Origin of the sequence: Deinococcus sp. Arct2-2 (assembly GCF_004801315.1) — a bacterium.
Lineage (GTDB): Bacteria > Deinococcota > Deinococci > Deinococcales > Deinococcaceae > Deinococcus.
In genome coordinates this window covers 18,844-45,757 of the sequence record NZ_SSNW01000044.1, presented here as the reverse complement: position 1 = coordinate 45,757, position 26,914 = coordinate 18,844, and the positions used below count along the sequence as shown (strand labels likewise).

28 protein-coding genes are annotated in these 26,914 nt (G+C 62.5%); 13 read left to right on the top strand and 15 right to left on the bottom strand.

Annotated features, from left to right (window positions below):
* Positions 1-452: 452 nt before the first annotated feature.
* The gene (locus E7T06_RS16385) at positions 453-1,385 is read left to right on the top strand and encodes a magnesium transporter CorA family protein (protein WP_136366846.1); all 933 of its coding nucleotides are present in this window, start codon (positions 453-455) and stop codon (positions 1,383-1,385) included.
* A 55-nt stretch (positions 1,386-1,440) separates the two neighbouring features.
* Here the strand turns inward: E7T06_RS16385 and E7T06_RS16380 are convergent, their stop codons facing one another.
* Entirely contained in the window at positions 1,441-1,953 is a 513-nt protein-coding gene (locus E7T06_RS16380) for a DUF3105 domain-containing protein (RefSeq protein ID WP_136366845.1), read from the bottom strand.
* Between the two features lie 98 nt (positions 1,954-2,051).
* Here E7T06_RS16380 and E7T06_RS16375 point away from each other — a divergent pair, with 98 nt between their 5' ends.
* Complete coding sequence (locus tag E7T06_RS16375; protein WP_136366844.1) at positions 2,052-2,612, top strand: 3'-5' exonuclease; 561 nt, start codon at positions 2,052-2,054, stop codon at positions 2,610-2,612.
* 250 nt (positions 2,613-2,862) lie between these two features.
* Here the strand turns inward: E7T06_RS16375 and E7T06_RS16370 are convergent, their stop codons facing one another.
* Entirely contained in the window at positions 2,863-4,338 is a 1,476-nt protein-coding gene (locus tag E7T06_RS16370; protein WP_136366843.1) for an MBL fold metallo-hydrolase, read from the bottom strand.
* A gap of 105 nt (positions 4,339-4,443) precedes the next feature.
* On the opposite strand from E7T06_RS16370, the gene E7T06_RS16365 reads away from it, so the two are divergent.
* On the top strand, positions 4,444-4,905 hold the full coding sequence (locus E7T06_RS16365; RefSeq protein ID WP_136366842.1) for a universal stress protein: 462 nt from the start codon (positions 4,444-4,446) through the stop codon (positions 4,903-4,905).
* A gap of 333 nt (positions 4,906-5,238) precedes the next feature.
* On the opposite strand, the gene E7T06_RS16360 is transcribed toward E7T06_RS16365, so the two are convergent.
* The 3 genes from E7T06_RS16360 to E7T06_RS16350 form a co-directional block, all read right to left on the bottom strand.
* Positions 5,239-6,318: an LptA/OstA family protein gene (locus E7T06_RS16360; protein WP_136366841.1), complete on the bottom strand. Its 1,080-nt coding sequence runs from the start codon at positions 6,316-6,318 to the stop codon at positions 5,239-5,241.
* An 18-nt stretch (positions 6,319-6,336) separates the two neighbouring features.
* Positions 6,337-7,200 (bottom strand): LptA/OstA family protein, encoded by an 864-nt coding sequence (locus E7T06_RS16355; RefSeq protein ID WP_240741117.1) that lies wholly within the window; start codon positions 7,198-7,200, stop codon positions 6,337-6,339.
* A gap of 96 nt (positions 7,201-7,296) precedes the next feature.
* Positions 7,297-7,902 carry a hypothetical protein gene (locus E7T06_RS16350; protein WP_136366839.1) on the bottom strand — a complete coding sequence of 202 codons (606 nt, stop codon included), beginning with the start codon at positions 7,900-7,902 and terminating at the stop codon, positions 7,297-7,299.
* A 261-nt stretch (positions 7,903-8,163) separates the two neighbouring features.
* On the opposite strand from E7T06_RS16350, the gene E7T06_RS16345 reads away from it, so the two are divergent.
* Together E7T06_RS16345 and E7T06_RS16340 are read left to right on the top strand one after the other, a co-directional pair.
* The gene (locus E7T06_RS16345; RefSeq protein ID WP_136366838.1) at positions 8,164-8,946 is read left to right on the top strand and encodes a TatD family hydrolase; all 783 of its coding nucleotides are present in this window, start codon (positions 8,164-8,166) and stop codon (positions 8,944-8,946) included.
* A gap of 132 nt (positions 8,947-9,078) precedes the next feature.
* Entirely contained in the window at positions 9,079-10,239 is a 1,161-nt protein-coding gene (locus E7T06_RS16340; RefSeq protein ID WP_136366837.1) for an acyl-CoA dehydrogenase family protein, read from the top strand.
* A 65-nt stretch (positions 10,240-10,304) separates the two neighbouring features.
* On the opposite strand, the gene E7T06_RS16335 is transcribed toward E7T06_RS16340, so the two are convergent.
* On the bottom strand, positions 10,305-11,219 hold the full coding sequence (locus E7T06_RS16335) for a magnesium transporter CorA family protein (RefSeq protein ID WP_136366836.1): 915 nt from the start codon (positions 11,217-11,219) through the stop codon (positions 10,305-10,307).
* Between the two features lie 131 nt (positions 11,220-11,350).
* Here E7T06_RS16335 and crcB point away from each other — a divergent pair, with 131 nt between their 5' ends.
* Together crcB and xseA are read left to right on the top strand one after the other, a co-directional pair.
* Positions 11,351-11,725 carry a fluoride efflux transporter CrcB gene (gene crcB / locus E7T06_RS16330; RefSeq protein WP_136366835.1) on the top strand — a complete coding sequence of 125 codons (375 nt, stop codon included), beginning with the start codon at positions 11,351-11,353 and terminating at the stop codon, positions 11,723-11,725.
* A gap of 270 nt (positions 11,726-11,995) precedes the next feature.
* Complete coding sequence (xseA, locus tag E7T06_RS16325; RefSeq protein WP_136366834.1) at positions 11,996-13,207, top strand: exodeoxyribonuclease VII large subunit; 1,212 nt, start codon at positions 11,996-11,998, stop codon at positions 13,205-13,207.
* A 106-nt stretch (positions 13,208-13,313) separates the two neighbouring features.
* Here xseA and E7T06_RS16320 read toward each other — a convergent pair whose 3' ends face one another.
* The 5 genes from E7T06_RS16320 to E7T06_RS16300 form a co-directional block, all read right to left on the bottom strand.
* Positions 13,314-14,183 carry a sulfurtransferase gene (locus E7T06_RS16320; RefSeq protein WP_136366833.1) on the bottom strand — a complete coding sequence of 290 codons (870 nt, stop codon included), beginning with the start codon at positions 14,181-14,183 and terminating at the stop codon, positions 13,314-13,316.
* Between the two features lie 320 nt (positions 14,184-14,503).
* Positions 14,504-14,740, bottom strand: coding sequence for a ferredoxin (locus E7T06_RS16315; RefSeq protein ID WP_064013833.1), 237 nt, complete (start codon positions 14,738-14,740; stop codon positions 14,504-14,506).
* 229 nt (positions 14,741-14,969) lie between these two features.
* A complete protein-coding gene (locus E7T06_RS16310) occupies positions 14,970-15,785 on the bottom strand; it encodes a nucleotidyltransferase family protein (RefSeq protein WP_136366832.1) in 816 nt (271 codons plus the stop codon).
* A 283-nt stretch (positions 15,786-16,068) separates the two neighbouring features.
* Positions 16,069-17,463: a HAMP domain-containing sensor histidine kinase gene (locus E7T06_RS16305; protein WP_136366831.1), complete on the bottom strand. Its 1,395-nt coding sequence runs from the start codon at positions 17,461-17,463 to the stop codon at positions 16,069-16,071.
* A gap of 10 nt (positions 17,464-17,473) precedes the next feature.
* Positions 17,474-18,136 (bottom strand): response regulator transcription factor, encoded by a 663-nt coding sequence (locus E7T06_RS16300; RefSeq protein ID WP_136366830.1) that lies wholly within the window; start codon positions 18,134-18,136, stop codon positions 17,474-17,476.
* Positions 18,137-18,249: 113 nt separating this feature from the next.
* Here E7T06_RS16300 and E7T06_RS16295 point away from each other — a divergent pair, with 113 nt between their 5' ends.
* Both E7T06_RS16295 and E7T06_RS16290 read left to right on the top strand, forming a co-directional pair.
* Positions 18,250-18,777, top strand: a complete 528-nt coding sequence (locus E7T06_RS16295) for a hypothetical protein (protein WP_136366829.1) — start codon at positions 18,250-18,252, stop codon at positions 18,775-18,777.
* Positions 18,778-18,800: 23 nt separating this feature from the next.
* Positions 18,801-19,559, top strand: a complete 759-nt coding sequence (locus tag E7T06_RS16290; protein WP_136366828.1) for a M15 family metallopeptidase — start codon at positions 18,801-18,803, stop codon at positions 19,557-19,559.
* A gap of 9 nt (positions 19,560-19,568) precedes the next feature.
* Here E7T06_RS16290 and E7T06_RS16285 read toward each other — a convergent pair whose 3' ends face one another.
* A complete protein-coding gene (locus E7T06_RS16285) occupies positions 19,569-19,931 on the bottom strand; it encodes a DUF1232 domain-containing protein (RefSeq protein WP_240741116.1) in 363 nt (120 codons plus the stop codon).
* Positions 19,932-20,340: 409 nt separating this feature from the next.
* Here E7T06_RS16285 and rplU point away from each other — a divergent pair, with 409 nt between their 5' ends.
* From rplU to obgE, 3 genes are all read left to right on the top strand, one after another.
* Entirely contained in the window at positions 20,341-20,643 is a 303-nt protein-coding gene (gene rplU, locus E7T06_RS16280) for a 50S ribosomal protein L21 (protein ID WP_064013839.1), read from the top strand.
* Between the two features lie 11 nt (positions 20,644-20,654).
* Complete coding sequence (gene rpmA / locus E7T06_RS16275) at positions 20,655-20,930, top strand: 50S ribosomal protein L27 (RefSeq protein ID WP_019011398.1); 276 nt, start codon at positions 20,655-20,657, stop codon at positions 20,928-20,930.
* A gap of 188 nt (positions 20,931-21,118) precedes the next feature.
* Positions 21,119-22,438 carry a GTPase ObgE gene (gene obgE, locus E7T06_RS16270; protein WP_136366826.1) on the top strand — a complete coding sequence of 440 codons (1,320 nt, stop codon included), beginning with the start codon at positions 21,119-21,121 and terminating at the stop codon, positions 22,436-22,438.
* Positions 22,439-22,593: 155 nt separating this feature from the next.
* Here the strand turns inward: obgE and E7T06_RS16265 are convergent, their stop codons facing one another.
* The gene (locus E7T06_RS16265) at positions 22,594-23,361 is read right to left on the bottom strand and encodes a peptidylprolyl isomerase (RefSeq protein WP_136366825.1); all 768 of its coding nucleotides are present in this window, start codon (positions 23,359-23,361) and stop codon (positions 22,594-22,596) included.
* Between the two features lie 124 nt (positions 23,362-23,485).
* Between E7T06_RS16265 and cmk the strand changes: the two genes are divergently transcribed.
* Positions 23,486-24,112: a (d)CMP kinase gene (gene cmk / locus E7T06_RS16260; RefSeq protein ID WP_136366824.1), complete on the top strand. Its 627-nt coding sequence runs from the start codon at positions 23,486-23,488 to the stop codon at positions 24,110-24,112.
* Positions 24,113-24,277: 165 nt separating this feature from the next.
* On the opposite strand, the gene E7T06_RS16255 is transcribed toward cmk, so the two are convergent.
* Complete coding sequence (locus E7T06_RS16255) at positions 24,278-25,537, bottom strand: pitrilysin family protein (protein ID WP_168733592.1); 1,260 nt, start codon at positions 25,535-25,537, stop codon at positions 24,278-24,280.
* Positions 25,530-26,873 carry a pitrilysin family protein gene (locus tag E7T06_RS16250; RefSeq protein WP_136366823.1) on the bottom strand — a complete coding sequence of 448 codons (1,344 nt, stop codon included), beginning with the start codon at positions 26,871-26,873 and terminating at the stop codon, positions 25,530-25,532. The genes E7T06_RS16255 and E7T06_RS16250 overlap by 8 nt, the downstream gene beginning before the upstream one ends.
* Positions 26,874-26,914 lie beyond the last annotated feature (41 nt).

The window sequence follows — 26,914 nt, the reverse complement described above, 5'->3', positions numbered from 1 at the left end:
TTGTCCGGATTTCAACGTATGGCATTGACACGCCTTGCATACCGCGCTATATTGATATCAATAAAATGAGATCAGCCACCGTCCGAGAAGGGCGGATTTTTTATTGGCTTTTTTCTCTACTTGAGCCATAGCTCTGCTGACACATTCACACTTCGGGAAGCCCCCCAGCATCCCCCGCTGCGCTTTTCTGCCCCGCCCTTGCACCTCTACGGCAAATGCGGCTAGCATAGCGGGCGGTAAGGTCACGCAGTCTGCTGAGGCCCGCCGGAAGGGAGGTGATGACGTGCATTCCGAAACTCTGGACAACGAACCGCCCAGTTTGAACTTGACGCCATCCCACCCCACCGGAGGACGCTCATGCTTCCAGCTGTGCCCAACAACGCGCCACACACGATTTTTGTCTCAACCCACCGTACTTTTACAACCTCTGACCTAAGCTTTGGCGGCAGCCTATGCTGACCTACTACCGCTCTATCGGCGGCAAGCTGACCACTGCCGAGGGCTACAGCGATGGCTGCTGGATCAACGCCACCACGCCCACCCCCGAAGAATTGGCCCGGATTAGCCGCGAAACTGGGCTGGAACTTGATTACCTGTCGTATCCGCTTGACCCGGATGAACGCTCCCGCTTTGAGCGTGAAGACGGCCAACTGCTGATGATCATGCAGACCAGTTACCGCCTACCCGATGAGAGCGATATTCCTTACGACACCGTCCCACTCGGCATTTTGCATACCGATCATTGCCTAGTGACGGTGTGTGCGCTGGAAAATCCGGTGGTCAAGGACGTGATTAGTGGGTTGGTGCGGCGCGTGAGTACAGCCAAGAAAAACCGCCTGACCTTGCAGTTGTTCTTGCGCAATGCCCAGCGGTTTCTGATTGACGTGCGCCAAATTAATAAGCGCGTAGACCTGATCGAAGACAAACTGGAAAACTCGCAGCAAAACCGCGAACTGCTGAACTTGCTGAAACTGGAAAAGAGCCTCGTGTACTTTATGACTGGCCTGAAAGCCAACGAAGCCATGATGGAGCGTGTGAAGCGTGACCGAATCTTTGAAATGTACGAGGAAGATTCAGATTTGCTCGACGACGTGCTGATCGAAAATTTGCAGGCCATTGAAATGGCGAGTATTGCCAGCAACATTTTGACCAGCATGGCCGGAGCCTTTGCCAGCGTCATTTCCAACAATGTGAATCAGGTGGTGAAGGTGCTGACCGTCACGACCATTCTGGTGGCGATTCCGACGCTGGTGACCAGTATTTTCGGCATGAACGTGCCGATTCCTTTTGCCCAGAATCCGTATGGCATGTGGATCGTGCTGGGAATGGCACTGGCGCTGGCCTCCACACTGGCATTTTTATTCCACAAGCTGAAGGTGTTTTAGACCGTCAGGAACACTGTGGCCCGTATGAAACTGCGGGCCACATTCCCTACAATCTTTATTGCGTTGCGCCGTATCCACCCGAACAGGCTGCGCCGCGCTCCGGGGCCGTCGCGCCCTGTTCATACTTGTCCAAAAAGGCTTTCAGTCGGCTGTCGTCGGCCTTGTCTACCTTCACTTGTGCGCCCCACGCGCTCGCCACCACCGGGGAAGGCAAGTTGGGGTAGGGGCTGAGCAGCGTGTACGGCCTGCCGTCGACCAGTTTTTTCAGTTGATCTACCGAGGCGGCGTCTAGGTCAGGGCGGTAGGTGATCCAGACCGCGCCGTGTTCCATGCTGTGCACGGCGTATTCGTTGTAGAGGGGCTGGGCATACACGCTACAGTTTTGCCAGACGGCGTTGTGTGCGCCACCTGCGGGCGGGTTTTCGGCGTAGACCAGCGAGCCGCTGCGGTGATCGCCTGCCGAATAAGTGAAAGTTTTCAGCCCCTCTATTTCCCCGCCTCCACCTCCGCAGGCGGCAAGAGTGAGGGCGAGGGCGGGCAGCAGCAAGGTTAGGCGCGTGCGGTTCATTGGGCTACAGCCTAGCGGGTTCAAAGCACAACGGTGTGAAGGAACAGTCTGAGCGGCTGCTCTTTAACGCTTTGGCCCGGATGTGCCACCCTGAAGCCATGCTGGCCGCCCTGACCCAACCGATTATTTTTGTAGACACCGAAACGGGGGGCCGTGACCCGTCCCGTCACCCGCTGCTGACGGTGGGCTTGGTCACACTGACCCCGGAAGGTGAGATTACGCGGCCCTTGCATTTGCGCGTGCAGCACGAACACTACGACGTAGAGCCGGAAGCGATGGCGGTCAACGGTATAGACCTGACCGCCCACCACGCCGCCGCGCAACCACCCGAAGCCGTCGCAGAGGCCATCCGCGAGTATGCCGCCGAAGTAGGCCGCGTGATCTTGGGCGGCCACAATCTGCAATTCGATATCCGTTTTCTGGCCCCCCTGCTGCCCGATTTAGGCCGGGTCTTTCGGCGCGGGCGGGTGGATACCAAGTTGGTAGCGCAGTTTTTGCTGCACTCCGGGCATTTGCCGCGCAAAGTGGGCACGCCGTTAGATCAATTGGTCAAGCATTTTGGCCTGACTTACGCCGCCCACGACGCACTAGAAGACGCGACGGTAACGGCGCGGGTGTATGTGGAGTTGCTGAAACTGGTGACGGGGAAGGCGGGGTAAAGGTCTAAAGGTCGAGGGTCTAAGGTGCTGGGGCGGTGGCGTCGCTGAACTGCCCCCTCACCCCGCTGCTCTCGCAGCGCCCCTCTCCCACAAGGGGCGAGGGCAAAAGACAAGGGCGAGAATCTCGGTTTAGCTCCCTCACCCTTGAGGGTGGAGGGTGGGGAGGGGGTGAATGAGCACTGCGATTGCCCTTTTGCCCTGCCATAGACCCTTAGACCGCACTCCCACCCCGCGCCACAACCGCCAAAACCTACTCGCCGCCCGCACTCCGCCGCGTGTCCCGCGCCTCTGCGGTGGGCAGTCCGGGTGGCCTTCCCGCCGGGAACCCAGCCCCCAACAGGTCTACCGTGTCGTGGTCTGGCACGATGTCTCCCTTCAGGCCAAGCCCTTCCAGCACGGGAACGAAGACTTCCATCACGCTCAATTCCCCGTGAACCAGCCACACGTGGGGCCTCCCCGCCGTACTCAGGAAGGCCAGCAGATCATCCTGATCGGCGTGGGCGCTGAAGCCGCCGATGGTATGCACTTTGGCCCGCACCGCCACGTCTTCACCCATAATTCGCACCGACTCAGCGCCTTCCACGATCCGCCCGCCAAGGCTGCTGGGCGACTGGTAACTGACGATCACAAGGCTGGTGCTGGGCTTCCAGAGATGGTGCTTGAGGTGATGCTGAATGCGCCCGCCCGTCATCATGCCGTTGCCCGCCAAGATGATGGCGGGGCCGTCGTAGCGGTTGATGCGCTGCGATTCGGCGGCGGTAGGAACGACGTGCAGAGTGCTGGGCCGGAAGGGGTCTTCGCCGTTTTGCAAGGCCTCACGCACCGGCGGAATCAGTTCGTCGCCGTACTCGAAGTATTCGTGGGTGGCCCGCGCCGCCATCGGAGAATCCAGAAACACCGGAATACGCGGCACTTCTCCGGCGTCCATCAGTTCCTTGAGGGTGTACAAAATGGTCTGCGCCCGCTCTATGGCAAAACTGGGAATCAGAATTTTGCCGCCCAGCCGCACACTTTCGCGCAGCGCGTCTCTAAATTCAACAAGTGTATCGGCCCAAATACGGTGCGTCCGGTTGGCGTAGGTGGTTTCTATGACCACCGCATCGGCAGCGGGCGGCGGCGTAAAGTCCAGTTGTAGCCCGCTCTCGCGGTTGCCCAAATCGCCGCTCATGATCAGGCGGGCCTGCGCCGATTCGATGAGCAGGTAAGCGCTGCCCAGAATGTGCCCAGCCCGTTGCGGCGTAATGCGGATATCGGCCACCTGCAACGTCTGCCCAAATTCCAGTTGTGGGCGCAGCAACGCCACCGTGCGGTGAACGTCTTCTTCCTCGTACAGAGGCGGCGGCACTTCGTCTTCCCGGCCCTGCCTGCGGGCGCGGCGCACGTCTTGGCGGTAGCCTTCTACCTGTAGCCGCGCCGAGTCCAGCAGCACCGTTTCGGCCAGTGCGGCGGTGGGCGCAGTGCAGTACACCGGCCCCCGGAACCCCTGTTTGACCAAGATGGGCAGGCGGCCCACATGATCAAGGTGCGCGTGCGTCAGGATCACGGCGGCTAGGTCGCGTGGGTCGAAGGGGAAAGGTTCGCGGTTGCGGGCTTCTAGGTCTTCTCCGCCCTGAAACAGCCCGCAGTCGATCAGCAGTTGCCGCGTGCTGCCGCCCACCGCGTCCAGCGTCAGCAAGTGCATGCTGCCCGTAACTGTGCAGGCCGCCCCTAGACTTTGCATTTTCATAGGGCAAGTCTAGCGGCCCAGTCTGACCGTGCGTTCCGTCACACTTCCAACGGGCCTTTATGCGCCCTTCAGGTTTGGGCGGGTGTGCGGGTGTACGGTCAGGGCATGACTCAACCAGAAGCAACCAAGTCAACTCTCGGTTTTACCCGAATTGCCGTCGGCATTGACTTCTCGCCGTCTTCCGGTCACGCGCTGGAGGTGGCCCGCGCCCGTTTTCCCGGCGCAACTCTCCGCCTGCTGCACGTTACCGACGCCCGCGTGACTGCCACACCTGACCTGATGGGCGGCATGACTCCGGCCATGCCCGATCCCAGCCTGCTGCAAACGCTGGAACACGCCGACATGGGCCGCCTGAACGAACTGGTGATGGACGGCGAAGAAGCGGAGTTGTTGGTTGGAGACCCAGTGACGGGCTTGCTGGACGCCGCGCAGCATTGGGGCGCTGAGTTGTTGGTGGTTGGCACGCACGCCAAAGGCTCGCTAGAACACTTCTTCTTGGGGAGTACGGCAGAAAAGCTGGTGGCGCGGAGTCCTATTCCGGTGTTGACGGTTCGGCTGGGGCAGTGAAGATGAGGGCGGTTTCTGGAGTTTGTCCCACGTTGGATTCCCCCACCCCCCAGCCCCCGCCCCCACAGGGGTCAGGGGAGCTAACGTTGCACTAGGCAGGATTGATCTTGTCGCGTTTCAAGTCGGCTGAATCCCTCTCTAGAAGCGGAATCGCCAGCTCATTCCAAAATGGAATTGGCCCGCGCGTTGCACGCACGACGTCCTCACACGCAGTTCGGCGGGGACGCTGTGGGTGGCGGTGTCGGGGTGTTTGCTCCCTCACCCTTGAGGGGGACTCGCAGAGCTGCGGAGCAGTAGGTTGGGGAGGGGGTGAGTGAGCGAAGCGATTGCCGTTCAAGGTGACTCCTGCGGCGGATTCACCGGCAAAGTCGGCCTCACTGGAACTCCGGGAGGCGTTGCTGCTGGCGTTCCTGTCCCCGGCTCCCCGTCCTGAAACTCGCCCGTAATGGTTCCGCCATCGGCTTTGCGGGCCACGACTTCATTGCGGTCTAGGTCGTACAAGATCACTCCGGCACGCAACGTATCGCCGTTCTGCACACTCTCGGCAGGTTGTTCCGGTGTTCCGATCAGACGGGCCACATTCGCCGCGTCGTCATATTCCACGCGGCCTGCTTTGCTCACGCGCCCGCCTTTGCTGGTCAGCACCACGTTGCCCACCAGTATGGTTTTTTCATCGTCTACATCGACTTCTATGCGTTGGCTGCTGCCGGTTAGGGGGCCGTCATCGTTGGCGCGGGAAAAGGCAATCGGGCCGTCAATCCGGGCTATGCCGTCCGATTCGTCGTACACCAGCTTTTGCCCGGTCAATTCCGTTTTGCCCTGCGTCACCCGCACCGTGCCTTGTTTAGGCTTGGGCGTGGCTTCTACAGCGCACCGGCTCAGGCGGTCTGTTTTGCCTTCGGGCGGATTGTCTAGGAACCGTGCAGTTCCGGCACTGGCTTCAATGCGTCCGTCGCCGCCTTCCTCGCCTTCGGGCACATCCTTTTGGGTCACGAGAGCCAGCGGCACCCGAATAACGTTTTTGTCGATGAAAATCTGGATGCCGCCCGTGCCCGTTTCACTAAAAACCAGCAACGTCGGTGCGTCTTCCGGCTCATCGTCTTGGCGCGAGCAGATGGTAAAAATGCCCGTTGCGTCGGTGGTTCCGGTTCGCACGATTCGGATGCGGCGTTCCTTGCCGTCGTCGCCCTTGCGGATCAGTTCCAGCGTGGCGTTTTCAGCTTCGGCCTCGGCAGGGGGCGCGGCGGGGTCGGGAGTCGGGTTGGGAACAGGGGCAGCGGCAGGTGGGGTTTCGGTAGTCGTGGGGGGCGCGGGCGTCGGCTCGGTGACCTGCGCCTCCACATTCACGCCCCATGTCAGGGCGGCCCCCAGCATCAGGGTCAGGCCTAAGCCCACTGCCGGAAACCGTTTCATGGGCATCAGCTTACGGCCTTACTCGCCGCGCAGCTTGAACTGTTCGGCGGGAATCTTGTAAGTGCTGTTCAGGCCACGCACGCGGGCCAAATCGGTGCGCTGCTCTAGGTAGCCGCTGGCCGGAGCCTTCACGGTCACTTTGCTCTTGCTGTCCACGCTCACGGCGTTGCCCACCACGTAAGCCACATTCTTCTTATCGTCGTAAAACACGGCGTCTCCGGTGGTGGTCAGCGTGCCCTGCACCAGTTTCACGCCGCCGCGCACGTATAGGGTCTTGGCTTTGGTCAGCACGCGCACTTCTTGGCCGGTCATGACCAACGCTTTTTGGGTGCCTTTGGCGGCGCGGGTCAGGCTGGGGCTGCCTGTCAGTTGGGCCAGTTCGCGGTCTTCGTCAAAGATCAGCTTGGCGGCTTTGCCCGTTTGCGTGCCGTTGCTGAGGCCCACATTGCCCGTACTCGTCGATACGTTGTTGTCTACGTCTAGGCTCATCTGGCCTGCCGTAATGCTCACCGTATCGCCGTCTTCCTTGTTGGCAGGCTGAAAAGTGGCGCTGGCATTGCCGCTCAGCACGCCCTGCCCGGTGGATTCGCTGTAGGCCAGTGCCGTGCCCTTGGCGCTCAGGCGGCCCCGCGTGACCTGCACCGTACCCGTAAAGTTGGCGGTGCGCTTGCCCTTGGCTTCAATCAGCGCGGTTCCGGCGGGCGCGGCCAGCACCGCTTGGCTGGCCTGAATTTGCAGGGTACTCACGGTGGCTTTTACAGGGTTGCCACTGAAGGTCAGCGGCCCATTACGAAGGTCGCCACGTGGCCCACCCTGAATGGTAATGATGCGCTTGTTCGTGTCGGCCTGAGCCGCTGCCAGCGTGACTCCCAGCAGGCCCATCAGCAGGATATTGCGGTTTAGTTTGGCGGTCTTGAGGGTGAATTTAGTCATGGTGTAGCTCCTTAAGTGGGTTAGGGGCAAGATGAAAGGCTGGAATTAGAGTGGAACCCGTTTTCCATCCCGGCAAGTTTCAGTCGGGTCTAAACTGGCCGAGTAAGTGGAATTGTCGTTGTCAGAGTCTTCAACCACAAATTGAAAGCTCATACGGATTTTTGCTACACGCCCCGTAACATCCGGAGAGTCGATGACTGCAAGCGGCGCAGTGAAGCCATAGCCCTGCTCAATCTTCACGGGCTGGGCATTCCCAGTCAGGTCTATGTCGGCGCACTCTGCCACCAGCGTGATGCGGGCCTTCTGGGTGGTCATGTTGTCTTGGCTGTCTATGGTTAGGCTGGGGGCGGTCAGGGTGGCGTCCAGCGTCTCGCGCCCGGTATAAATGCCCGCTTTGTTTTTCTCGCGCAGCAGTCGTTTCCCGTCCGACAGCCCGCTGAGGCGCGTTTCGCCCGCTACAGGATCACTACTCACGTTGGCGGCGCGGAACCGCCACACCGCGCCCTCATCCCGCGCCGGATACAGCGACAGAGCCACGCCAGACAACTTGGCCCCCGTTCCGGCCCCAGCTTGGTTCCCGCTGGGCAAGAACGCGAAGATCAGCGCGAACAAGACCAGCGCCGTCAGCGTCCACAACCCGGCTCTTAACACGCAGGCACTCTACCGTCAGACCCTCATGAGAGTGGTGGGGCCAGCCTGACTGAGGGTGAGACTTAGGGGGTACGGATTCAAGTTGGAAGGCGAACCCCCTCGTCGCTGACGCAACGCCCCCCCTTAGAGGGGAGGACAAAAGCTGTTGCGCTCCCCTCAAGGGGGGCTGGCTGCGAACTGGTACAGCTCCGCAGGAGAGCAGACTGGGGGGTTTACACGCGACGTTGAAAGATACCCCCCACAACCCACTACCCTGTGCCCATGATCGACACCCACTGCCACCTCGACTACCTCGACGATCCCGCCTCGGCACGCGGCGAACTGGGCCTGACCGGACTGGTTTGTATCGGTGCGAGTGTGCAGCACGCCCGCAACGCCGTACAGCTGGCCGAAACCCTGCCCGGCGTGTGGGCCACAGTGGGTATTCATCCCGGCGACAGCGCCGAAGACTCGCCCGAAGCGCGGGCTGAACTGGAAGCCTTGGCCCTGCATCCCCGTGTGGTGGGCATAGGCGAAAGCGGGCTGGACGACTACTGGGACGACACGCAGCGGCCCGCGCAGATGGCGGCGTTCGAGTGGCAACTGGACTTGGCGCGGCGTGTGGGCAAGCCGCTGGTGATTCATACCCGCGACAAGGCCGGGGCCGAATCTGCCCATCTGGGCGTGATGGACATGCTGAGCAACTGGCCTGACGTGCCCGTGATTCTGCACTGTTTCAGCGGGCATGCGGGGCTGTTGCACTTTGGGCTGGAACGTGGCCCACACACCTACTTTGGTTTTGCGGGCAATACCACCTACAAAACGGCCCGCGAGATTCAGGCCGCTGCCCAGAGCATTCCGCTGGGCCAACTGCTGCTGGAGACTGACGCGCCGTTTCTGGCCCCAGTCCCCAAGCGTGGCAAGCCCAATCGCCCCGGCTACGTGCGCCACACGCTGGAATTCATAGCCGCTCTGCGTGGCCTAAACCCCGATGAACTGGAGCGTCTGACTGACGCGAACGCCGAGCGGGTGTATGGGATGTATGCCACCCCCTCCGCCGGATAGACTCCGGGCATTCTCCACAGCAGTTTCAATTCAACTCCAGCTCGGCAGAGGGTGTTCAAGATTCAGAGCTTTAGAGCCTTTCCCACTGACTACTCACCACTCACCACTTACCGTCTCCAAAGGAGTCCCCCCATGTTCGACGAATTTCAAGTCCATGACCTGCTGGCCCCCGATGAACGCCTGATCCGCCAGAGTGTGCGGGCCTACTGCGACGCCGAACTGATGCCCCAAATTGCCGAGTGGTGGGACAGTGGCGACCTGCCGGTAAAGGAATTGATGCAGCAGTTTGGCGGCATGGGCCTGCTGGGGCCGACCACACCCGAACAGTACGGCGGCGCGGGCGTCAGCTACAGCGCTTACGGCGCGATGATGTACGAGCTGGAGCGAGTCGACAGCGGCCTGCGGAGTGCCGCCAGCGTGCAGGGCAGCCTCGTCATGTTCCCCATTTTCACCTACGGCAACGATGAACAGCGCCAGAAGTATTTGCCCGGCCTCGCCAGCGGCGAACTGATCGGCTGCTTTGGCCTCACCGAACCCGACGGCGGCAGCGACCCCGGCGCGATGCGAACCCGTGCGCGGCTAGACGGGGGCGAGTACGTGCTGAACGGCTCCAAAATGTGGATCACCAATTCTCCGGCGGCAGACATTGCGGTGGTGTGGGCCAAAGACGACGAGGGTGTAATTCGCGGCTTTATCGTGCCCACCGACGCGCCGGGATTTCATGCCCCCAAAATTACCCGCAAGATGAGCCTGCGGGCCAGCGTGACCGGCGAAATCGTGCTGGAAGACTGCCGTATTCCGGCGGCCAACCTGCTTCCCGGCAGCGGCGGCCTGAAATCGCCCCTGTCCTGCCTGACCTCGGCCCGCTTTGGGATTGCTTGGGGCGCACTGGGCGCACTGGAAGCCGTGCTGCAAACCGCGCTGGACTACACGGGCAGCCGCACTACCTTCGGCAAACCCATTGCCGGACGCCAACTGGTGCAAGACAAACTGGTGCGTATGGCAACGGATCACAGCACTGGACTGCTGCTGGCATGGCGCTTGGGCCAACTGAAAGACGCAGGCCGCATGAACTTTGCACAAGTCAGTATGGCGAAGCGGAACAATGTCCGGGTGGCCCTGAACGGCGCTCGCCTTGCCCGCGAATTGCTGGGCGGCAACGGCATCACCACCGAATATCCGGTGATTCGCCACATGCTGAACCTAGAAACAGTGGACACCTACGAGGGCACGCACGACATTCATACCCTGATCGTGGGGCGGCATCTGACTGGGGTGGGGGCGCTGGAGTAGGGAGGGGGTGTGGGATGTAGGTTGTGGGCGGTAGGAACAGCTTTTCCCACATCCCACCGCCCCATTCACCACCACCCCCGCCGCTTGAAGTAATAAGCCAGCAACCCGCCCACCACCGCGAAACTGGCCCACGCCATCGCGTAGCCGTATTTCCACGGCAGCTCTGGCATATGCTGAAAATTCATGCCCCACACGCCCGCCAAGAAGGTCAGGGGCAAAAAGATCACGCTCACGGCGGTCAGGGTTCTCATGACCTCGTTCATGCGCTGGCTCTGCAAGTTCAGGTGCAGGTCAAGCAGACCCGTCAGGTAGTCTCGTAGGCCGTCCAAGTGGCTGCTGGCGCGGGTAAAGCTGTCTTGGGCATCGCGGTAGCGCACCAGATCGGCGGCGCTGCCGTTGGCGTGGCGGCCCAGCAAGGCGGCGGCTTCGCGGGCATCGGTGGCGAGGCGGCGGGCGTGGCTGATCAAGTGCTTGAGATCGAACACGTCCGACACGGGATTCTGGCGCTGATGCTTGAAGACCCGTTCTTCCAGCGCCTCCACCCGCAGTTCGAGTGAGTCGGCCAGCGTAAAAAACGTGTCGGCGGTGTGGTCAAGCAGCTCATACATGATTTCCTGCGGCGTGTTGATGTGTTCGCGGCCAATCATGTCCCACACGGCAGTCAGGGCGTGCGTGCCGTTGGTACTCAGTGTCAGGATGGCCTGCGGATACATAAAAATGCTCAGGCGCTCGGTGAAGTCGTCGGGGTCTTGGGGCTTGGCGAGGCTACGAATGGTAATAAACGTGTGTTCGGGGTACTGCTCGGCGCGGCTCCAGTGGCCCTTTTCCAGCGTATCTTCCAGCGCCAGTTTGTTGATGGGGAAGGCGTCCCGCAGCAGGGCTAGTTCATCCGGCGTCACGTCCTGCACATCCAGCCAGAGATCCTGTGTTTCTCCGGCCCACTCGAAAGGGCTGCCGTCCAGCCGCTTGGCTTGAATCATGAACGTAGGGTAGTGGAGTGTGGATCGCGCAACGTGGGGAAGACTGTCGGGGAAAGATAACCTTTGGTTGTGGCCCTGTCTTTTCCCACGATCCACATTCCACGTTCTACGATCCCTTACCCTATCCACCAATGAACACATGGGCTTGGGTGGCACTTGGCGGCGCGGTGGGCGCGGTGACCCGCTACGGCGTGGCATTGGCCTTCGCGCCGTTGGCCGCCCGCGCAGGCTTTCCGCTGGGCATTCTGGTCATCAATGTGCTGGGATCGTTCTTGCTGGGCCTCACGGTGGCTCTCGTCGGGCGCGGCGTGTGGCCCGAAGTGGCGCGGCTGGCGTTCGGAACAGGGGTGCTGGGCGCGTTTACCACCTTTAGCACGTTCAGCGTGGATGTAGACGGCTTGTTGGAGCGCGGGGCAGGCGGGGCAGCGGTGGCCTATGCAGTGGCTAGCGTGGTATTGGGCGTGCTGGCGGCAGTGGCGGGGCGGGTGTTGGGGGGCAGGCTGTAGGTTGGGGGGTAGGGAATATTGAGGTGGAAGGTGAACCCCCCCGTTGCTTCGCAACGCCCCCCCTTAGAGGTGGGGACTAAAAGCTGTTGCGCTCCCCTCTGAGGGGGGCTGGCTGCGAAGCAGACTGGGGGGTTCACACATAACGTCAACCTTGACGGCGTCCCAAACTTTCTTCCTTGACCAAAGCCCAGCTTAATCGGCCCCCACGCCTTTCCCACGTTCCACGATCCACTCACCACTTCCTGCCGCTGTACTCTAGCGGCACACATCATGACCGGACGCAAACGCCGCACCAAAGCCGAATCTACCCGCCCGCCCGAGCAGTTTCTCGACTTGGCCGACGTGCTGACCTACGTGGGTCAGGTCATCGCGCGGGGCGTACCGGGGGCGATTTGGGTGCGGGCCGAAATTGCCAGCCTCACGGATCGCCGCCACCTGTACATAGACCTCGTGCAACTGGGCGAGGAGGGCGAGATTGCCAAATGCCGCGCCACCATCTGGGCACGCGAACGCTTTGCGCTGGAAGGCAAATTTCGCCGCGCCACCGGAGGAACTTTCACGGCGGGCCTGAAAGTGCTGCTGTTCTGCACCGCCGAATTTCACCCGCAGTACGGCTTTTCGCTGAATGTACTGGATGTGTCGCCCGAATTTACGCTGGGTGACGCTGCCGTGCGGCTGGACGCCCTGCGGGAACAGTTGGTGCGCGAAGGCGTGTACGGCCTGAACCGCCTGCTGCCCGCGCCCACCGATTTTGGCCGCGTGGCCGTCGTCAGCCCGGAGGGAGCCGCTGGCTTGGGCGACTTCCGGCGCGAAACAGACCCACTGGAGGCCGCTGGCGTCGTGGAGTTCATCTATCTGGAAGCCACATTTCAGGGCCGGGACGCCTCGGGCAGCTTGATGCGGGCCATTGCACAGGCGCGGGCCGCCCACCTAGAGGCCCCGCTGGACGCGCTGGTGGTCATCCGGGGCGGCGGGGCCGTGACCGATCTGGCGTGGCTGAACGACTTGGACGTGACCCGTGCGTTGGCGACTTTTCCGGCTCCTGTTATAACTGGCTTGGGCCATGCCCGCGACGACACCTTGCCCGACGAAGTGGCCCATACCCGCACCGACACGCCCAGCAAGGCCGCCGCCCTGATCGTGGGCGTGGTGGCCGCCGCCGCTGCACAGGCACAGGAAGACGCCCGGAGTATTCGCGCCGCTGCCCGCGACATTCTGGTAGACGCTGCCGCCGCCGCAGAATGGGCGCTAGACCGCACCCGCACCGCCGCCCTGCGCCAAGCCGACGCCGCCCACGCCCACACCGACGCCCTGATGCGCCAAGCGTTGGGCCTCACACCCGCCCGCACGCTGCAACGCGGGTATGCGCTGGTACGCGACGCGGCAGGCCAGCCCATCACCCGCGCCGCCCAGATCGGCCCCAGCAAACGGCTGAGGCTGGAGTTTCAGGATGGGGAACGGGACGTGGTGAGTGGACCGTAGAACGTGGATCGTGGTGATGTGAGCTGGAGTTCTAGGGTTGTTGCAGAGATTAAGAACCAAGAACTCTGATGCCTACGCCCGCTCACTCTTTTCCTACGTTCCAACTTTACTCCCCCTCCGCAATCTCCCGGCCATCGTCGCTAATCCAGTCGCTCCACGATCCGGCGTAGAGGCGGTTGCTTGCGCCTAGCGGCACTCCCGCCAACTCGCGGGCCAGCAGATTAGGCGTGGCACTCACGCCGCTGCCGCAGTAGGTGATGGTGGGCGCACCCTCGGCGTTTAGGCGCTCGGCCTGCTCTGGCCCGCCCCGGAACGTGCCCGCCGGGGTCAGTGCGCCCGTCCAGTCGCGGTTCACGGCTCCGGGAATGTGTCCGGCTTTCTTGTCTATCGGCTCGGTTTCGCCCCGGTAGCGGGCCGGAGCGCGGGAATCTATGAGCAGCGTGGCGGCGTCGCGGGCCTGCACATCCTGCGCGGTGGCCACCAGTTCGGGGCGCACATGGGGTGTGAAGGTGGTAGGCGTGACGCCGAGTTCATCGGTGGTGGCCTCGCCGCCCGCCGCCAAATAGGCGGGCCAGCCGCCGTCCAGCACGTACACTTCAGCGTGCCCCAGCCAGCGCAGCAGCCACCACGCCCGCGCCGCGTAAAAGCCCTGCCCGGTGCTGGGATCGTCGTAGGCCACGACTATGCTGTCGTTTCCAATCCCCGCCGCGCCCAGCCACGCCGCCAAGTCCTGCGGGTCGGGCAGGGGATGACGGCCACCCGCGCCGTCCGGCTGCACCGGGCCGCTCAGGTCGGTTTCTAGGTCGGCATACACCGCGCCCGGAATATGGCCGCCCATGTAGGCAAAGCGCCCCACCAACGGGTCAGACAGGGCATAGCGGCAGTCCAGCACCCGCACATCAGGCAGATGCTCCAGCAACCACGCGGCAGACTTGAGGGGGGAGGGCAGGCCAGAAGCAGTCGCGGCGTCGCTCATGCCCGTTAGCCTACACCGGTGGGGACATAAGACAAAAACAAAAAATCCGCCCTGCTCGGACGGTGATAAGGAAAATATAGCGCGGTATGCAGGGGGTGTCAAGCCCATACGCCGCAGCCTGAAAACACCGTTCTGCACGTACATTCTGGCGGGGTATTTCTACACATCATGCATAAGCTGAAGCGGTCTACCCAAGCCCTTCCTTAGTTCTTTAGACCCTAGACCCTTAGACTCTTGCGCTCAGACGCCTTCCCCACAGCCCACAACTAAAAAAACACCCACCCCCAGCCGAAGCCGGAAGGTGGGCGGCACAGCAAGGCTTACAGGCCGAAGTAGACGCGGTTCTTGACGATGAATTCGGTTTCGCCGCCGGGCACGTCTTCTTCAGGGTAGATGGCGCTGACGGGGCAAGCGGGCACGCACGCGCCGCAGTCGATGCACTCGTCGGGGTGGATCAGGAATTGATCGCCCGCGTCGTAGATGCACTCTACGGGGCAAACTTCGGTGCAGGCGTTATCCTTTACACCAATGCAGGGGCTGACGATGACGTGGGGCATGCCAGACAGTATGCACAGCGCCGGGGAACCTGACAAGGGCAAAGCCCTCAGGAGAGTTGCACCGGACTAGTCAGGTTTTGTCCGTGCGGGCGCAAGAAAAGCCGAGCTTAGAGGTCAGGATTAAGAGGGAAAAGCAGTGGGGGGCGTGGTGTAAGACCAATTCAAAGCATTTGTCATCAAGAGATTTCCTTTATGACCGAGCAACGCGGGTTAATTTGGAAGAGCAACTCTAGAGGGCGGCCCCGAAATGCGCCTCTGCCAGTTGCAGGTCTTCATCTTTGTCGACATCGGTGCCGACTGCGGCGTGCGGCGTAATCAGGGCATGAACTGGGACGCCCAGCAGCGCGGCCACCTTAGCTTCCAGCCGCGCCACCGTCAGTTGTCCGGTCAGCAACCTCAGCAAAATGCCGGGGCCGATTAACCCTGCCAGTTTTAAGGGCGCTTTGCGGGCGGCCAGCACATCACGCAGGCGGGGCAGGAATTGGCCGATCAGGGCCGGATCGAGCATAAACAGGTTGCCACCCGTAAATGTGCCGTCCTTCAGGCGGGCATAGGTGCGCTTGACCCCCGGATAGGCCGCCTCGCAGACCTCACGGCGCACCACCGGATAGACCAAGGCCGCGTCGGTGGGTGCGCCGTCCAGCACGTCGCGCACCTGCTCTGCCGTCAGCAGTGGAATATCTGCCGTGACCACCAATACGCGCTCGCCTGCAGTGGCCGCCAGCGCCTCTACTCCGGCTTCTAGGTTGCCTAAGAGGGTGCCGTGATCGGTAACGCGCAGGGCAATCAGGGCGTCCATGTCGGGCGTGGTGGGGCCGACATACGCGATGCGCCCCACGCGCCCGCTGCCGTGCAGGGCACGCAACACATGCAGCGCCATCGGCTGGCCCGCCACCGGAATCAGCCCCTTCACCTTGACGCCGTGCGCCGCCGCAAAAGGATCGCCGGGATCGCCGCCGCCCAGCACCACGGCACTCCAGCGCACCGCTGCCGCTGTGCCCGCTTTGGCAGGCAGACCACTTGTTGACTGCTCAGGTTGACTCATTGGGCTTAAGGGTAGCAGGGAGCGGGCGAGGGGTCTGAACGGGTGTTTATATGGGGGGGCTTGGTAGGCTTGGTTTGAGGGTGGTTTGTCTAAGGGTCTAAAGGTCTAGGGTCTAAGGGGTTGGGGCGGGTGCATCGCTGAACTGCCCCCTCACCCCGCTGTTTCACAGCGCCCCTCTCCCGCAAGGGGCGAGGGCTACGAGCAAAGGCAGGGAACGTGGGCTTTTAGCTCCTCACCCTTGAGGGGGGAGGTTGGGAGGGGGTGAGTGAGCAACACGATTGCCCTACCCCGGCAAATATAACCGCGCCGTAAACCCCGCTTCAGGCGCACTCTCCAGCGTCAATGTTCCCCCGTGTAGCTCGGCGGCGCGGCGCACAATCGCCAGCCCCAGCCCGTGGCCTTCGCCGCTGCGGGCGGCGTCGGGGCGGTAGAAGGCTTCTCCGAGGCGGGCCAACACGTCTGCGCCCACGCCGGGGCCGTCATCCTGCACGGTCACGGTTGCGCCCCCGGCTTCGGCTTCCACGCGCACGGTAATGGTGGCTCCCGGCGCGTGCCGCACGGCGTTCATGGTCAGGTTCCAGATGGCTTGGCCCAGCAGCACCCGGTCTCCCTGCACCGACACGGGCGCGGGGGCCAGCAAATCCACGTCAGCTTCGGGCGAGAGTTCGCGGGCGCGGTCTACGGCGTCGGCGGCCAAATCGCGCAGAGGCACGGGCGCACGCCCCATCGCCTCGGCGTCACGGGCAAGCAGCAGCAGGTGATTGGTGAGGGTAGCGAGCCGGGTCATATCGGTTCCAACTTCGCGGAGTTCAGCGCGGTAGCGGGCGGCGTCGCGTTCGCGGGCCAGTGTGCCTTCTACTCGCGCCTGCACAGCCGCCAACGGACTGCGGAGGTCATGCGCGGCGGCCCGCAAAAATGCCTGTTCGCGTTCGCGGGCATCGGCCAAGCCTCCAAACGTGCCCTGCAAGGTCAGGGCCAGCCGCGCCAATTCGTCGCCCTGTCCGGCCCCCGGCACTGGCCGCCGCAAATCGCCCCCTGCGCCTATTTCACGCGCCGCACCTTCCAGCGCCCGCACAGGCCTCAGCAGTCGCCCCGCCACGCCCCAGCCCACCGCCAAAGACAGCAGCAGCGCGGCAGGCAACAGCCACGCCAACGCCCGCCCGAAGGCCCGCTGCGCCTCGGTCAGTGCTTGTGCGTCGGTGGCCACCGCCAGCGTGACATTCCCTTGCAGGTCACGCCCCGGCCCCCGCGCCCGCACGCCGCGCACGGCGATCAGTTGGTCGTTCAGGCGGTACAGGTTATCTTTCAGGTTCAGGGCCACGCCTGCCGGAAAGTTGGTCGTCTGGACTTGAGACACCACGCCAAACTGCACCGACACCAGCCGAAGTTCCAGATTCCGGGTCTGCGGATTGCCGTTGACAATTCGCTCCAAGTCGGCCACCGAGACTTCTACGACACCCAAACCCAGCGGCCCAGCGGCGCGGCCCAGTTCTCCTTCTACCCGCTCCTGCACGGCACTGACGGCACTCAGCAGGCGGTCTTGCTGGGAGCGCAAGAGGAACCCGTTGACCGCCACGTACAGCCCGCCCGCCACCAGCGCCACCGCGAGACCCGTTGCCAGCGCCGCCCAGAGTGCCAACCGCGCCCGCAGGGTGAGTGCGGGCCACTTTAAGGACATCTACGCCCCCTCACTTCTCCACCCGGTAGCCGCGCCCCCGCTCGCTGGAAATGGCCTCCTGCGCCAGCTTGCGCCGCACGTAGCGCACGTATACGTCTACGATGCGGGCCTCGCCCTCAAATTCTGGCCCCCACACGCGGTCTAGCAGTTCCTCGCGGGTAAACCAGCGTTCGGGGGCCAGCGCCAACACTTCGATCAGGGCATATTCGCGCCCAGTCACGGCCACTTCTTCGCCGTCCCATGTCACCGTGCGGGCCACCGTATCCACCACGCCGCGCCCCGCCGCAAACGCCAGCCTCGGCGCACCTTGCCCCCGCTCCCGGCGCGACAAGGCCCGCAGGGTTGCCAGCAATTCGGGCATGGCAAACGGCTTGACCAAGTAAGCATCGCCGCCCAAATCCAGCCCTTGCACCCTGTCTCCCAATTCGCCCCGCGCCGTCAGGAACAAGATGGCCGAATCCACCTCGGCCCCGCGCAGTTGCCGCGCTACCTCGAAGCCGTCTATTCCCGGCAGCATCACATCCAAAATCAGCAGGGAATAGTCGCCCAGCATGGCGGCCTCTAGACCCTCCGGCCCGCTCTGCGCCCAAGTGACCACATAACCTGCCTCGCGCAGCGCTTCCCGCGTCGGCTCGGCAATGCGGGGGTCGTCTTCTACGAGCAGCAGTCTCATCGGGTGGGCCTCATACGACACTCAGTGTAGGCGCGGCGGTTAGGGGTGGGTTAAGTGGGTGCAGTTTGCTGGCTTTATGGTCAGAAATACAATTGGAACGTGTAGGGTAAACCATGCGTTCAACATGGCTCCTCGCGGCACTTCTCCTGCCTCTGCTTTCGGCACCAGCCACCGCCGCCACCGTGCCTCTGCGCTCGCTCTTGGTCGGAGGAACGCAAAGCACCGGGTCTCTGACACTCGACAAAAACACGTTCTTGGTCAGCAAGTGCACAGGCGAAACGCGGGATTTGCTGCTTGGCGTCACTCAATTGTCTTTGGCAAAAGCGGGCCGAATAGACCAAGTTGCGGTGCTTGCCCAGCGCGAATACCTGACGCCCAAAGAACGCATGGCCTTCAACGGAGCTGTACTGAACGTGGCTTTTAAGTGCTTCAACCTCCGCACCGAACGCAAGGCCGCCATTCTGACTTGGCTGGATCGGCAAAACGCCTCGGCGCTCCGCAATGTCAGCGCCGAATTTGGCCCCATGATCCTAAATTTTGAGCGGCAACTGGAAGATGACGGCACATTCTGGACTTCAGTTTCTTTGTCTAGAAGCGGTGTTCCCGGCGTTTCACCGTGGATCAACTATTGCACCCCGTGAGACGACTGCACTCTTGCTGGCTTGTGGTTCTTGCGTTCACCACCGCCAGTTCTGCGCCTAGCCTCAGCCTTGCGCCTTCAGATCAGGCTTTGGCCCAACGCCTTATTTCCGCCTATCCAGCCTTCGACTTCCGGATTCAGGGCAATTCACTAGTCTGGAAAGACGGTACAGCGATGCCGTTGCAGCGCGTCGCCGCCCCTTCTTATATGGCGTTGCTCAACAAACCGGGGTTGCTGGATCAGCTTGACACGCCCTATCCCACTTGCCAGCCCCTCGGCACCCCCCAGCGCAATATTGACCCCGGACGCATCCGCCTCGAACCCCTCTTCCTCAAGATGTACGGCGGTTCTGCTGCCGAGGTAAGGAGGGATTTGGAAGCGGTGAACTGGTTTGGTCAAACACTGCAAGTCACGCGGATTAACGGCGCAGCGCAGTCGCTTCGGGCCATTGCCGCTGAACTGAGCAGACAGCCGGAATTGCGGAAATATCTGACGCCCAGTGCAGGAACATTTCTATGGCGCAAAGTGGCCGGAACGCCGCGCCTGAGCGTACATTCTTATGGGGCAGCCATAGACCTGAACACCGTCTTTTCGGACTATTGGCTATGGCGTGGGTACAAAGAAGGTCAGGCGGGAATTGTCTACCGAAATCGGCTGCCGCTTGCCATTGTCACAGCGTTCGAGAAACACGGTTGGGCGTGGGGTGGCCGCTGGTATCACTTCGACACCATGCATTTCGAGTACCGTCCTGAACTGGTTTTGGGCTGTGGGGGTCAACGCTGACTTTTACAGCTACCCGCCCAAGCTTCGCACCAACCCCCACACCACCAATCCCACCCCTACCACCAACGCCACGCCCAGCGCGGGCAGCAGCCAAGGCAGACGGTGTTGCAAGGCGGCACTGCGGGCGCGGGCGTCGTGCAGCACAGGCGCGGGCAGGCTGCGGGCGGCGAGGGCCAGAATCGTCGGCACGATCATCAGATCATCCCCCAGCCCCAGCAGAGGCGTCAGATCTGGCAGCAAATCCAGCGGGCTGACGGCGTAGATGATGGCAATCAGTGCGGCAGCTTTGGCGGGCAGCGGCGTGCGGCGGTCTGCGAGAGAAAACAGCAGCGCGAGGGCGTCACGCCAGATGGGACGAATGCGGGCAATCACGCCCACAGATACGGGGTTTGGTGACCGGAAGTTCCGTCTGCTATTCTACTGGGCAGTCGTGGCCGCCTTCAGGTGTGCCGCGCCGGAGGCCACAGCAATATGACTCGCGCAGGCGAGCCGTCGTGTACCGCGAGGACACGTTCAGGAACGGACACTGCAACCATCATCCAACATCTAGCCCCACACGGGTTGGCCCTGCCGCGTGCAGGGAGCGTTTCCTGCAAAGAAGCCATGTTGCCCCCCGATGTTTGCGACCCGTTCCGGCCTCCAGTCCGGTTCGGGGATGTTTGCGTGGCAGGCCGCCCCGATATGTGTTAAAGTCTTTGCTTGGTGATCTGCGCTGACTGGCGCGGATGGGCAGCACCCCCCCGGCAGCGTTCTGGGGCGGGGACAGCAGGAGGAACGACCAATGTTTGCAATTATTCAAACGGGCGGCAAGCAGTACCGCGTGCAGGAAGGCGACGTCTTGCGCGTTGAGAACCTGAAGGCAGATGCGGGCGACAAGATGGATCTCAAGCCCCTTTTCGTAGGCGGCGACAACGCCCTCTTCGGTGACGCCGTGAGCAATTTTACGGTGCAGGCTGAAGTCATGGCGCACGGACGCGGCGACAAAATCTACGTCCGTAAGTACAAGAGCGGCGTGCAGTACCGCAAGCGCACGGGCCACCGTCAGGGCTTTACGGCCATCAAAATTCTGGGCATCAAAGGGTAAGGTGAACTGAAATGGCACACAAAAAAGGTGTAGGTTCTTCCAAGAACGGACGTGACAGCCAGCCCAAGTACCTCGGCGTCAAGAAATTTGGCGGCGAGCAGGTCTTGGCCGGAAACATCCTCGTGCGTCAGCGCGGTACCAAGTTCAAGGCTGGCCCCAACGTGGGCATGGGCCGCGACCACACGTTGTTTGCACTGGAGCACGGCAAAGTCGTGTTCACCAACAAGGGCGCAACGGGCCGCTTCATCTCCATTGAAGTCGCCGCGCCCGAACTCGCTGCCGACTGAGATCAGGCACGAACACGCACGCCTTGCCGCACAGGTGGCAGGGCGTGCTTTGTTTGGACTGGGGAAAGAACTGTCTAAGGGTCTAGGGTCTAAGAGACTAAGCACACCTATCCTCCTGCCTTTCCTTAGACCCTCAGACTCTTTGACCCTTAGACGATCTTTTTCAGCACCAACAACCAGAGGTACACATGGCATTTCGTGACGTTTTAAATATTGAGGCAGCCGCCGGAAATGGCGGCGACGGGTCTATGAGCTTTCACCGCGCCAAATTTATGGAAAAGGGCGGCCCCGATGGTGGGCACGGCGGGCGCGGCGGCAGCATTATTTTGCGGGCCATTGAGGGCGTAGAAAGCCTAGAGCGGCTGGTGGGCAAGCGCAAATTTAAGGGGGCCAACGGCGCATACGGCGAAGGCCGACTCCGGCAGGGCGCAGACGGCGAAGACATTTACATCGAAGTTCCGGTAGGCACGACGGCGTTTGATGAAGACACCGGGCGCGTGATTGCCGATCTGGTGCGCGTGGGCCAAGAAAAAGTCATCGCACGCGGCGGCTTCGGCGGGCGCGGCAACTCGACGTTTGCCAGCAGCACTCGGCAGGCTCCCCGCTTTGCGGAGTTGGGAACGCCCGGCGAAAAGCGGCGTGTGCGCCTAGAACTGCGCTTGATTGCCGATGTGGGCCTCGTGGGGTATCCCAACGCGGGCAAATCGAGCCTCTTGGCCGCCATGTCGCGGGCCAATCCGGCCATCGCCGCCTATCCGTTTACCACCCTCTCCCCCATTTTGGGCGTCGTAGACCGCGTGGATACCGATGACCGCTTTACGATGGCCGACATTCCCGGCATCATCGAGGGAGCCAGCGAAGGCAAAGGGCTGGGGCTGGAGTTTCTGCGCCACATCAGCCGCACCCGCCTGCTGATCTACGTGCTGGACGTAACCCGCAACCCCATTGAGGAAATGCGGAGCCTGCAATCCGAGCTGCAAAGCTACGATCCGAGTTTGCTGGGCAACGTAGCCCTGATCGCACTGAACAAAGTGGAACTGGTAGAAGAAGACCTTGCCCAGATGGTGGAAGACGACCTGCTGGACTTTGGTCTGCCCATTTTGCGCGTGAGTGCCAAAGAGAAGATCGGCCTGACCGAACTGCGCGACAACGTGTTTGCCATGCTGCCTGACCGCGAACTGTGGGCGCAGCAAAACGCGCTGGAAATTGAGATTGAAGACGTTCGCGAAGAAGCCCTGACGGTGGTCTACCGCGAAGACGAGCCGACCAAACCCGGCGGCGAGTTCGAGCGCGTGTGGGAAGTGCGTGGCGGCGGCTTTGCCGAGAAGATCACCCGCTTTGCCCGTCACCTTGACGACGCCGCCGAGTACCTGTCGAACCTGTTTAAGCGTCAGGGCCTTTACCGGGCACTGAAACGGGCAGGCGCACGCGAAGGCGACACCGTGGAAATCGGCACCTTCCGATTCGAGTACTTCGACGACGATCAGCCCGGAGAGAAAGGAAGCTGAACACGGGGTAGAACGTGGAGAGTGGATCGTGGAACGTAGGGAAAACCTACGGACTGCGGTTCACTTTTTGTTGGGGGATGGAAAAATTAAAAGACGGATCGTGGAGCGTAGGCCATCACCTACACCATGATCCACGTTCCACCCACCACACTCTCCTAGTTCTTCGTGACAATCCGCACCGACAAAATCTCATCGGCTACGGCGTCGGCAATCGGCGTTTCCTGTCCGGTGCTGCTGTCGCTGGTGCGGGTCAGTTTGGGCAATACGTCGTCACCCGTCACGACTTTGCCGAAGATGGTGTGTTTGCCGTTCAGGTTTTCGGTGGGCGCGAACGTAATGAAAAACTGGCTGCCGTTGGTGGCGGGGCCGCTGTTCGCCATCGCCAGCAGTCCGGCGGCGTCGAAGGTGAGCGCGGTGCGGAACTCGTCGGCAAAGCTGTAGCCGGGGCCGCCCGTACCCCACTGTTCTTTTTTGGCGAGGTCTGTACTTTGCGGATCGCCCGACTGCGCCATGAAATCGTTCATGACACGGTGAAAACGAATGCCGTCGAAGTAGTGGTTGCGGGCCAGAAATACGAAGTTATTGACCGTGACGGGCGTCTGGGCCTCATACAAATCGGCCAGCACTTGGCCCCGATTGGTGTCTATCAGGGCAAAGTAGTTTTTGCCGTCTTGCAGGCTCAGGGCGGGTTCGCTCTTGAATTCGCGCACGGGTTTGTCGGTCAGGAACGGCACGAGCGTATAGCCAGTGGGAATCGCGCCAGCTTTGGTCACGGCGGGCGTGGTGGCGGCTGGGGGCGTGGTGGCCGGAGTTTCTGGCGTTTCCGTCGCCGTCTCTTCCGGCGTAGTGGTGGCGGCAGTGTCGTTTTTCGGACACGCGGTCAGGGTCAGGGCAAGGGTCAGCAGCAGGGCGGCCTGTTTCATAAGGTGCAGTCTAGCTGTTGGGCATAGGGTGAAACGGTGATTCAGGGTCATGGCCTCAGCGCCAACCTGACCGTCCGGCAAACCCGGAATCAAAGCAATCGGGCCGGGCGCTAGACTGCGGGGCGTGATCGTAACGATAGACGGCGTAGCCGCCAGTGGAAAATCGAGTGTGTCTTCGGGTGTGGCGCGGGCGCTGGGCATTCCGTATGTCAGCAGCGGCCTCTTGTACCGCGCCGCCACCCTGCTGGGGCTAGAAGCAGGTGTGGATTTGCACGACGCGCAGGTGTTATTGGCTCTGCTACACCAGCACGCGCCCCGGCTAGAGCCGCTGGCAGAAGGAAACCGCGTGTGGGCCGGAGAGCGCGAACTGACCGACGCCCTGCATTCCTCCCGCGTGGATGCGGGCGTGAGTGTGGTAGCTGTGCTGCCCGAGCTGCGGGCGTGGGTAGATGCCCAGTTGCGTGCCCTGCCCGAACCCTTCGTGGCCGAGGGGCGGGACATGGGCACCAATGTGTTTCCTCATGCTGGAGCCAAGTTTTACCTGACCGCCAGCCCCCGAATCCGCGCCGAGCGCCGTGCCCGCGAGCGCCCCGAAGACATTCCGGCCATAGAAGCCGCCCTGATTCGCCGCGATGCCAAAGACAGAATGCAGAGCGCACCCGCGCCCGACGCACAGGTGATCGACACCGGGCCGCTGACGCTGGACGGCGTGATTGGGGTGATTCTGGATGGGGTGGGGAAAGGCTCTTGATTCTTGCCTAAGTTGGGAACATTGAGGTGGAAGGTGAACCCCCCCGTTGCTGACGCAACGCCCCCCCTTAGAGGTGGGGATTAAAAGCTCTTGCGCTCCCCTTAAGGGGGGCTGGCTGCGAAGCAGACTGGGGGGTTCACCCACAATCCCCAGTAAAACAGCCCCCTACCTCAGCGTTTCGATCGGCCCCAACGCCACCACCGTCGGCGGAAACTCGGTGATGTTGTTGATGGGGCACAGGCGCAAGACCTCGCGCACATCGTCGGCGGTGACGCGGGTGTAGCGGTCGACGAGTTCGGACGTGGGGCTGGGGTAGCCGTGAGCCAGATGCTCCATGCCCAGCGTGAATAGGCGGCCATGTGGCGTTTCGGCCCGCAGCAAAGTGCCCACCGCCATTTTGCGGGACGCGCGGCGCACGGCGGTTTCGGTGATCAAGTCGGCGGCTCCGGCCAGCACCGTGCGGAAGCCGTCCAGCACCGCTTGGGCGCGGTCTGGGTCGCAGGAAAACCCGCCCTCGAAGGTGCCGATATCGCGGTATTCAAGGTGGGCCAAATCAGCGCCGTCGGCCAGCCCGGTATCCAGCAATGCCCAGTACAGCGCCCCGTTTTCGCCGCCGATCAGGTCGGCCAATACCACGGCGGCTTCCCGCAGCGGGTGGGTGGTGGGCAGCCCCGGCATGCTGAGGGCCAACTGCACCCGCGTCAGGCTGGGATCGTGTACCACACGCACCGTACCGGGATGAACCGGAGCCGGAAGCTGAGGCGTCGGCAAGGGCGCGGCAACGGGCCAGCCCCCCAATTCGGCCTCGGCCCATGCCAGCACCGATGCAGAGTCAAAGGCTCCCACTACTGCCAACGTGACCTGATTTGCGCCGTAGCGTTCGCGGTGGTTGCGGGCCAGCGCGTCACGGGTGAGGGCGCTGACCGTTTCTACCGTGCCCAACACGGGTTGCCCTAGCGGGTGCGCTCCCCAGTAGTCGGCCCGCAGTTCGTCTATCACGCGCACCGGCGGCTGTTCGGCGTACATGGCGATTTCTTCCAAAATCACGCCGCGCTCGGATTCCAGATCGCTCTGGCGCAGGGCCGGGCGCATCAGTTGGGTCAGGGTATCCAGCAGGGCGGGCGTGTACTCGGGCAGCGCGGCGGCGTGGTACACGGTGGCTTCCTCGCTGGTAAAGGCGTTGGCGTTGCCGCCCAGATCGTCCAGCCGCTCGTTCAGTTGCGCCGCGCTCAGGGCTTCTGAACCCTTAAACATCAGGTGTTCGATGAAGTGCGAAGCTCCCATCTCGGCGGGTGTTTCATCGCGTGCGCCCGTATTGACGAAGTATCCGGCGGCCACCGTTTGCGCGGCGGGGTCGGGTTCCAGCAGCAGGGTCAGGCCGGACGGTAATACGTGGAGTTGAGTAGCGGGAATAGATTCAGACATGGTTGACCTCTGCCGCTGCGGTTTCTTCAACTGCCACTGGCCCCAGCGTGACCGTCGTGGCCTGCCCAGCCGGATCGTAGCCCTCAAGGAAGGCGTTCACATCATCTAAGGTGAGGGCCGCGAGTTGCCCGCGCAGGTCGGCCACGCTGCGAATCCGCCCGAACACGGCCACATCCCGAGTGAGGCTGGTGGCACGTGCCCGTAGGCTCTCGGCCCCGAACACCACGCTGGCAGTCAGGCCCGTTTTGGCCCGCACGAATTCAGCTTCAGTTAACCCCTGCGGCAAGCGGCCCAGTTCGGCCAGCAGCACTTCTAGGGTTTCGGGGGCGCGGGCGGGCGTGCTTCCGGCATAAGTAGACAGGAAGCCTTGCCCGCCCAGCACCACCGGCGACGCGCTGACCGAGTACGCCAGCCCGCGTTCCTCGCGCACGGCATGGAATAGACGGCTGGCACTGCCGCCCGACAGCGCCGTAATCGCCAGTTGCCAGTGCAGCCAGTGCGGGTGCAGCGGCGCAATTCCCGGCGAACTGAGACTGATGTGGGTCTGCTCGCCGTCCTCGAAAGGCAGATGAGAGCGCAGACCGGGCAAGAAGCGGGCGGTTACGAGGTCGTTGCGGCCCGTGCGCCACTCGGCAAAGGTTCTCGCCATGAGTTCGTGTACCGCGTCTGGGTCGGCATCGGCCACCAAGCCCAGCACACTGCCGCTGCCGCCATAACGGGTCAGAAATTCGCGCAGACTGGCAGGCGTAATGGCCGCCAAGCCTTCAGGTGTACCGCTGGCGGGGTGGGCAAAGCCCGCGAATGGAGCCGCCGCCGCGCCGTCAAAGGCCACGCTGCGGGCCTGCACTGCCAACAAATCGGGCGGGCTGTCTTCCAGTCCCTCTAAGTCTTGGCGGGCCAAATCCAGCAACACGGCAAGTTCGGCGTCGGGCAGGTCGGGGCGCAGCAGCACATCGGCCAGCAGGGCAAGCGCACCGGGCAGGTCGGCATTCAGGCCGCTGACGCCGAAGCGGGTGGCTTCCGGCCCTACGCCCCCGCCCCGGCGCACGCCGAGGTCATCGAAGGCGTCTTGCAGGGCGCGGGCAGAGCGGCCCCCAGCGCCCTTAAACAGCCACTCTTCCAGCACGCCCGCCGAACCTTGAAAGCCTGCCGGATCATGTGCGCTGCCCACCGGAATCCGCAAATCGAGGGCAAACCCCGGCCCGGCCCGGCGCTCGTAGGCCACGCGCAGGCCATTGTCCAGCGTCCAGAGCCAGACCTGTGGCCCACTCTTATTCTGTGTTATCCCCGTCTGAATGTCAGGCGCGGCTGCCTTTCCTTCTGCGCCAGTCGTCATCGTAACTAGTCTACCGCCGCCGCGAAACCAAACACAGGGAA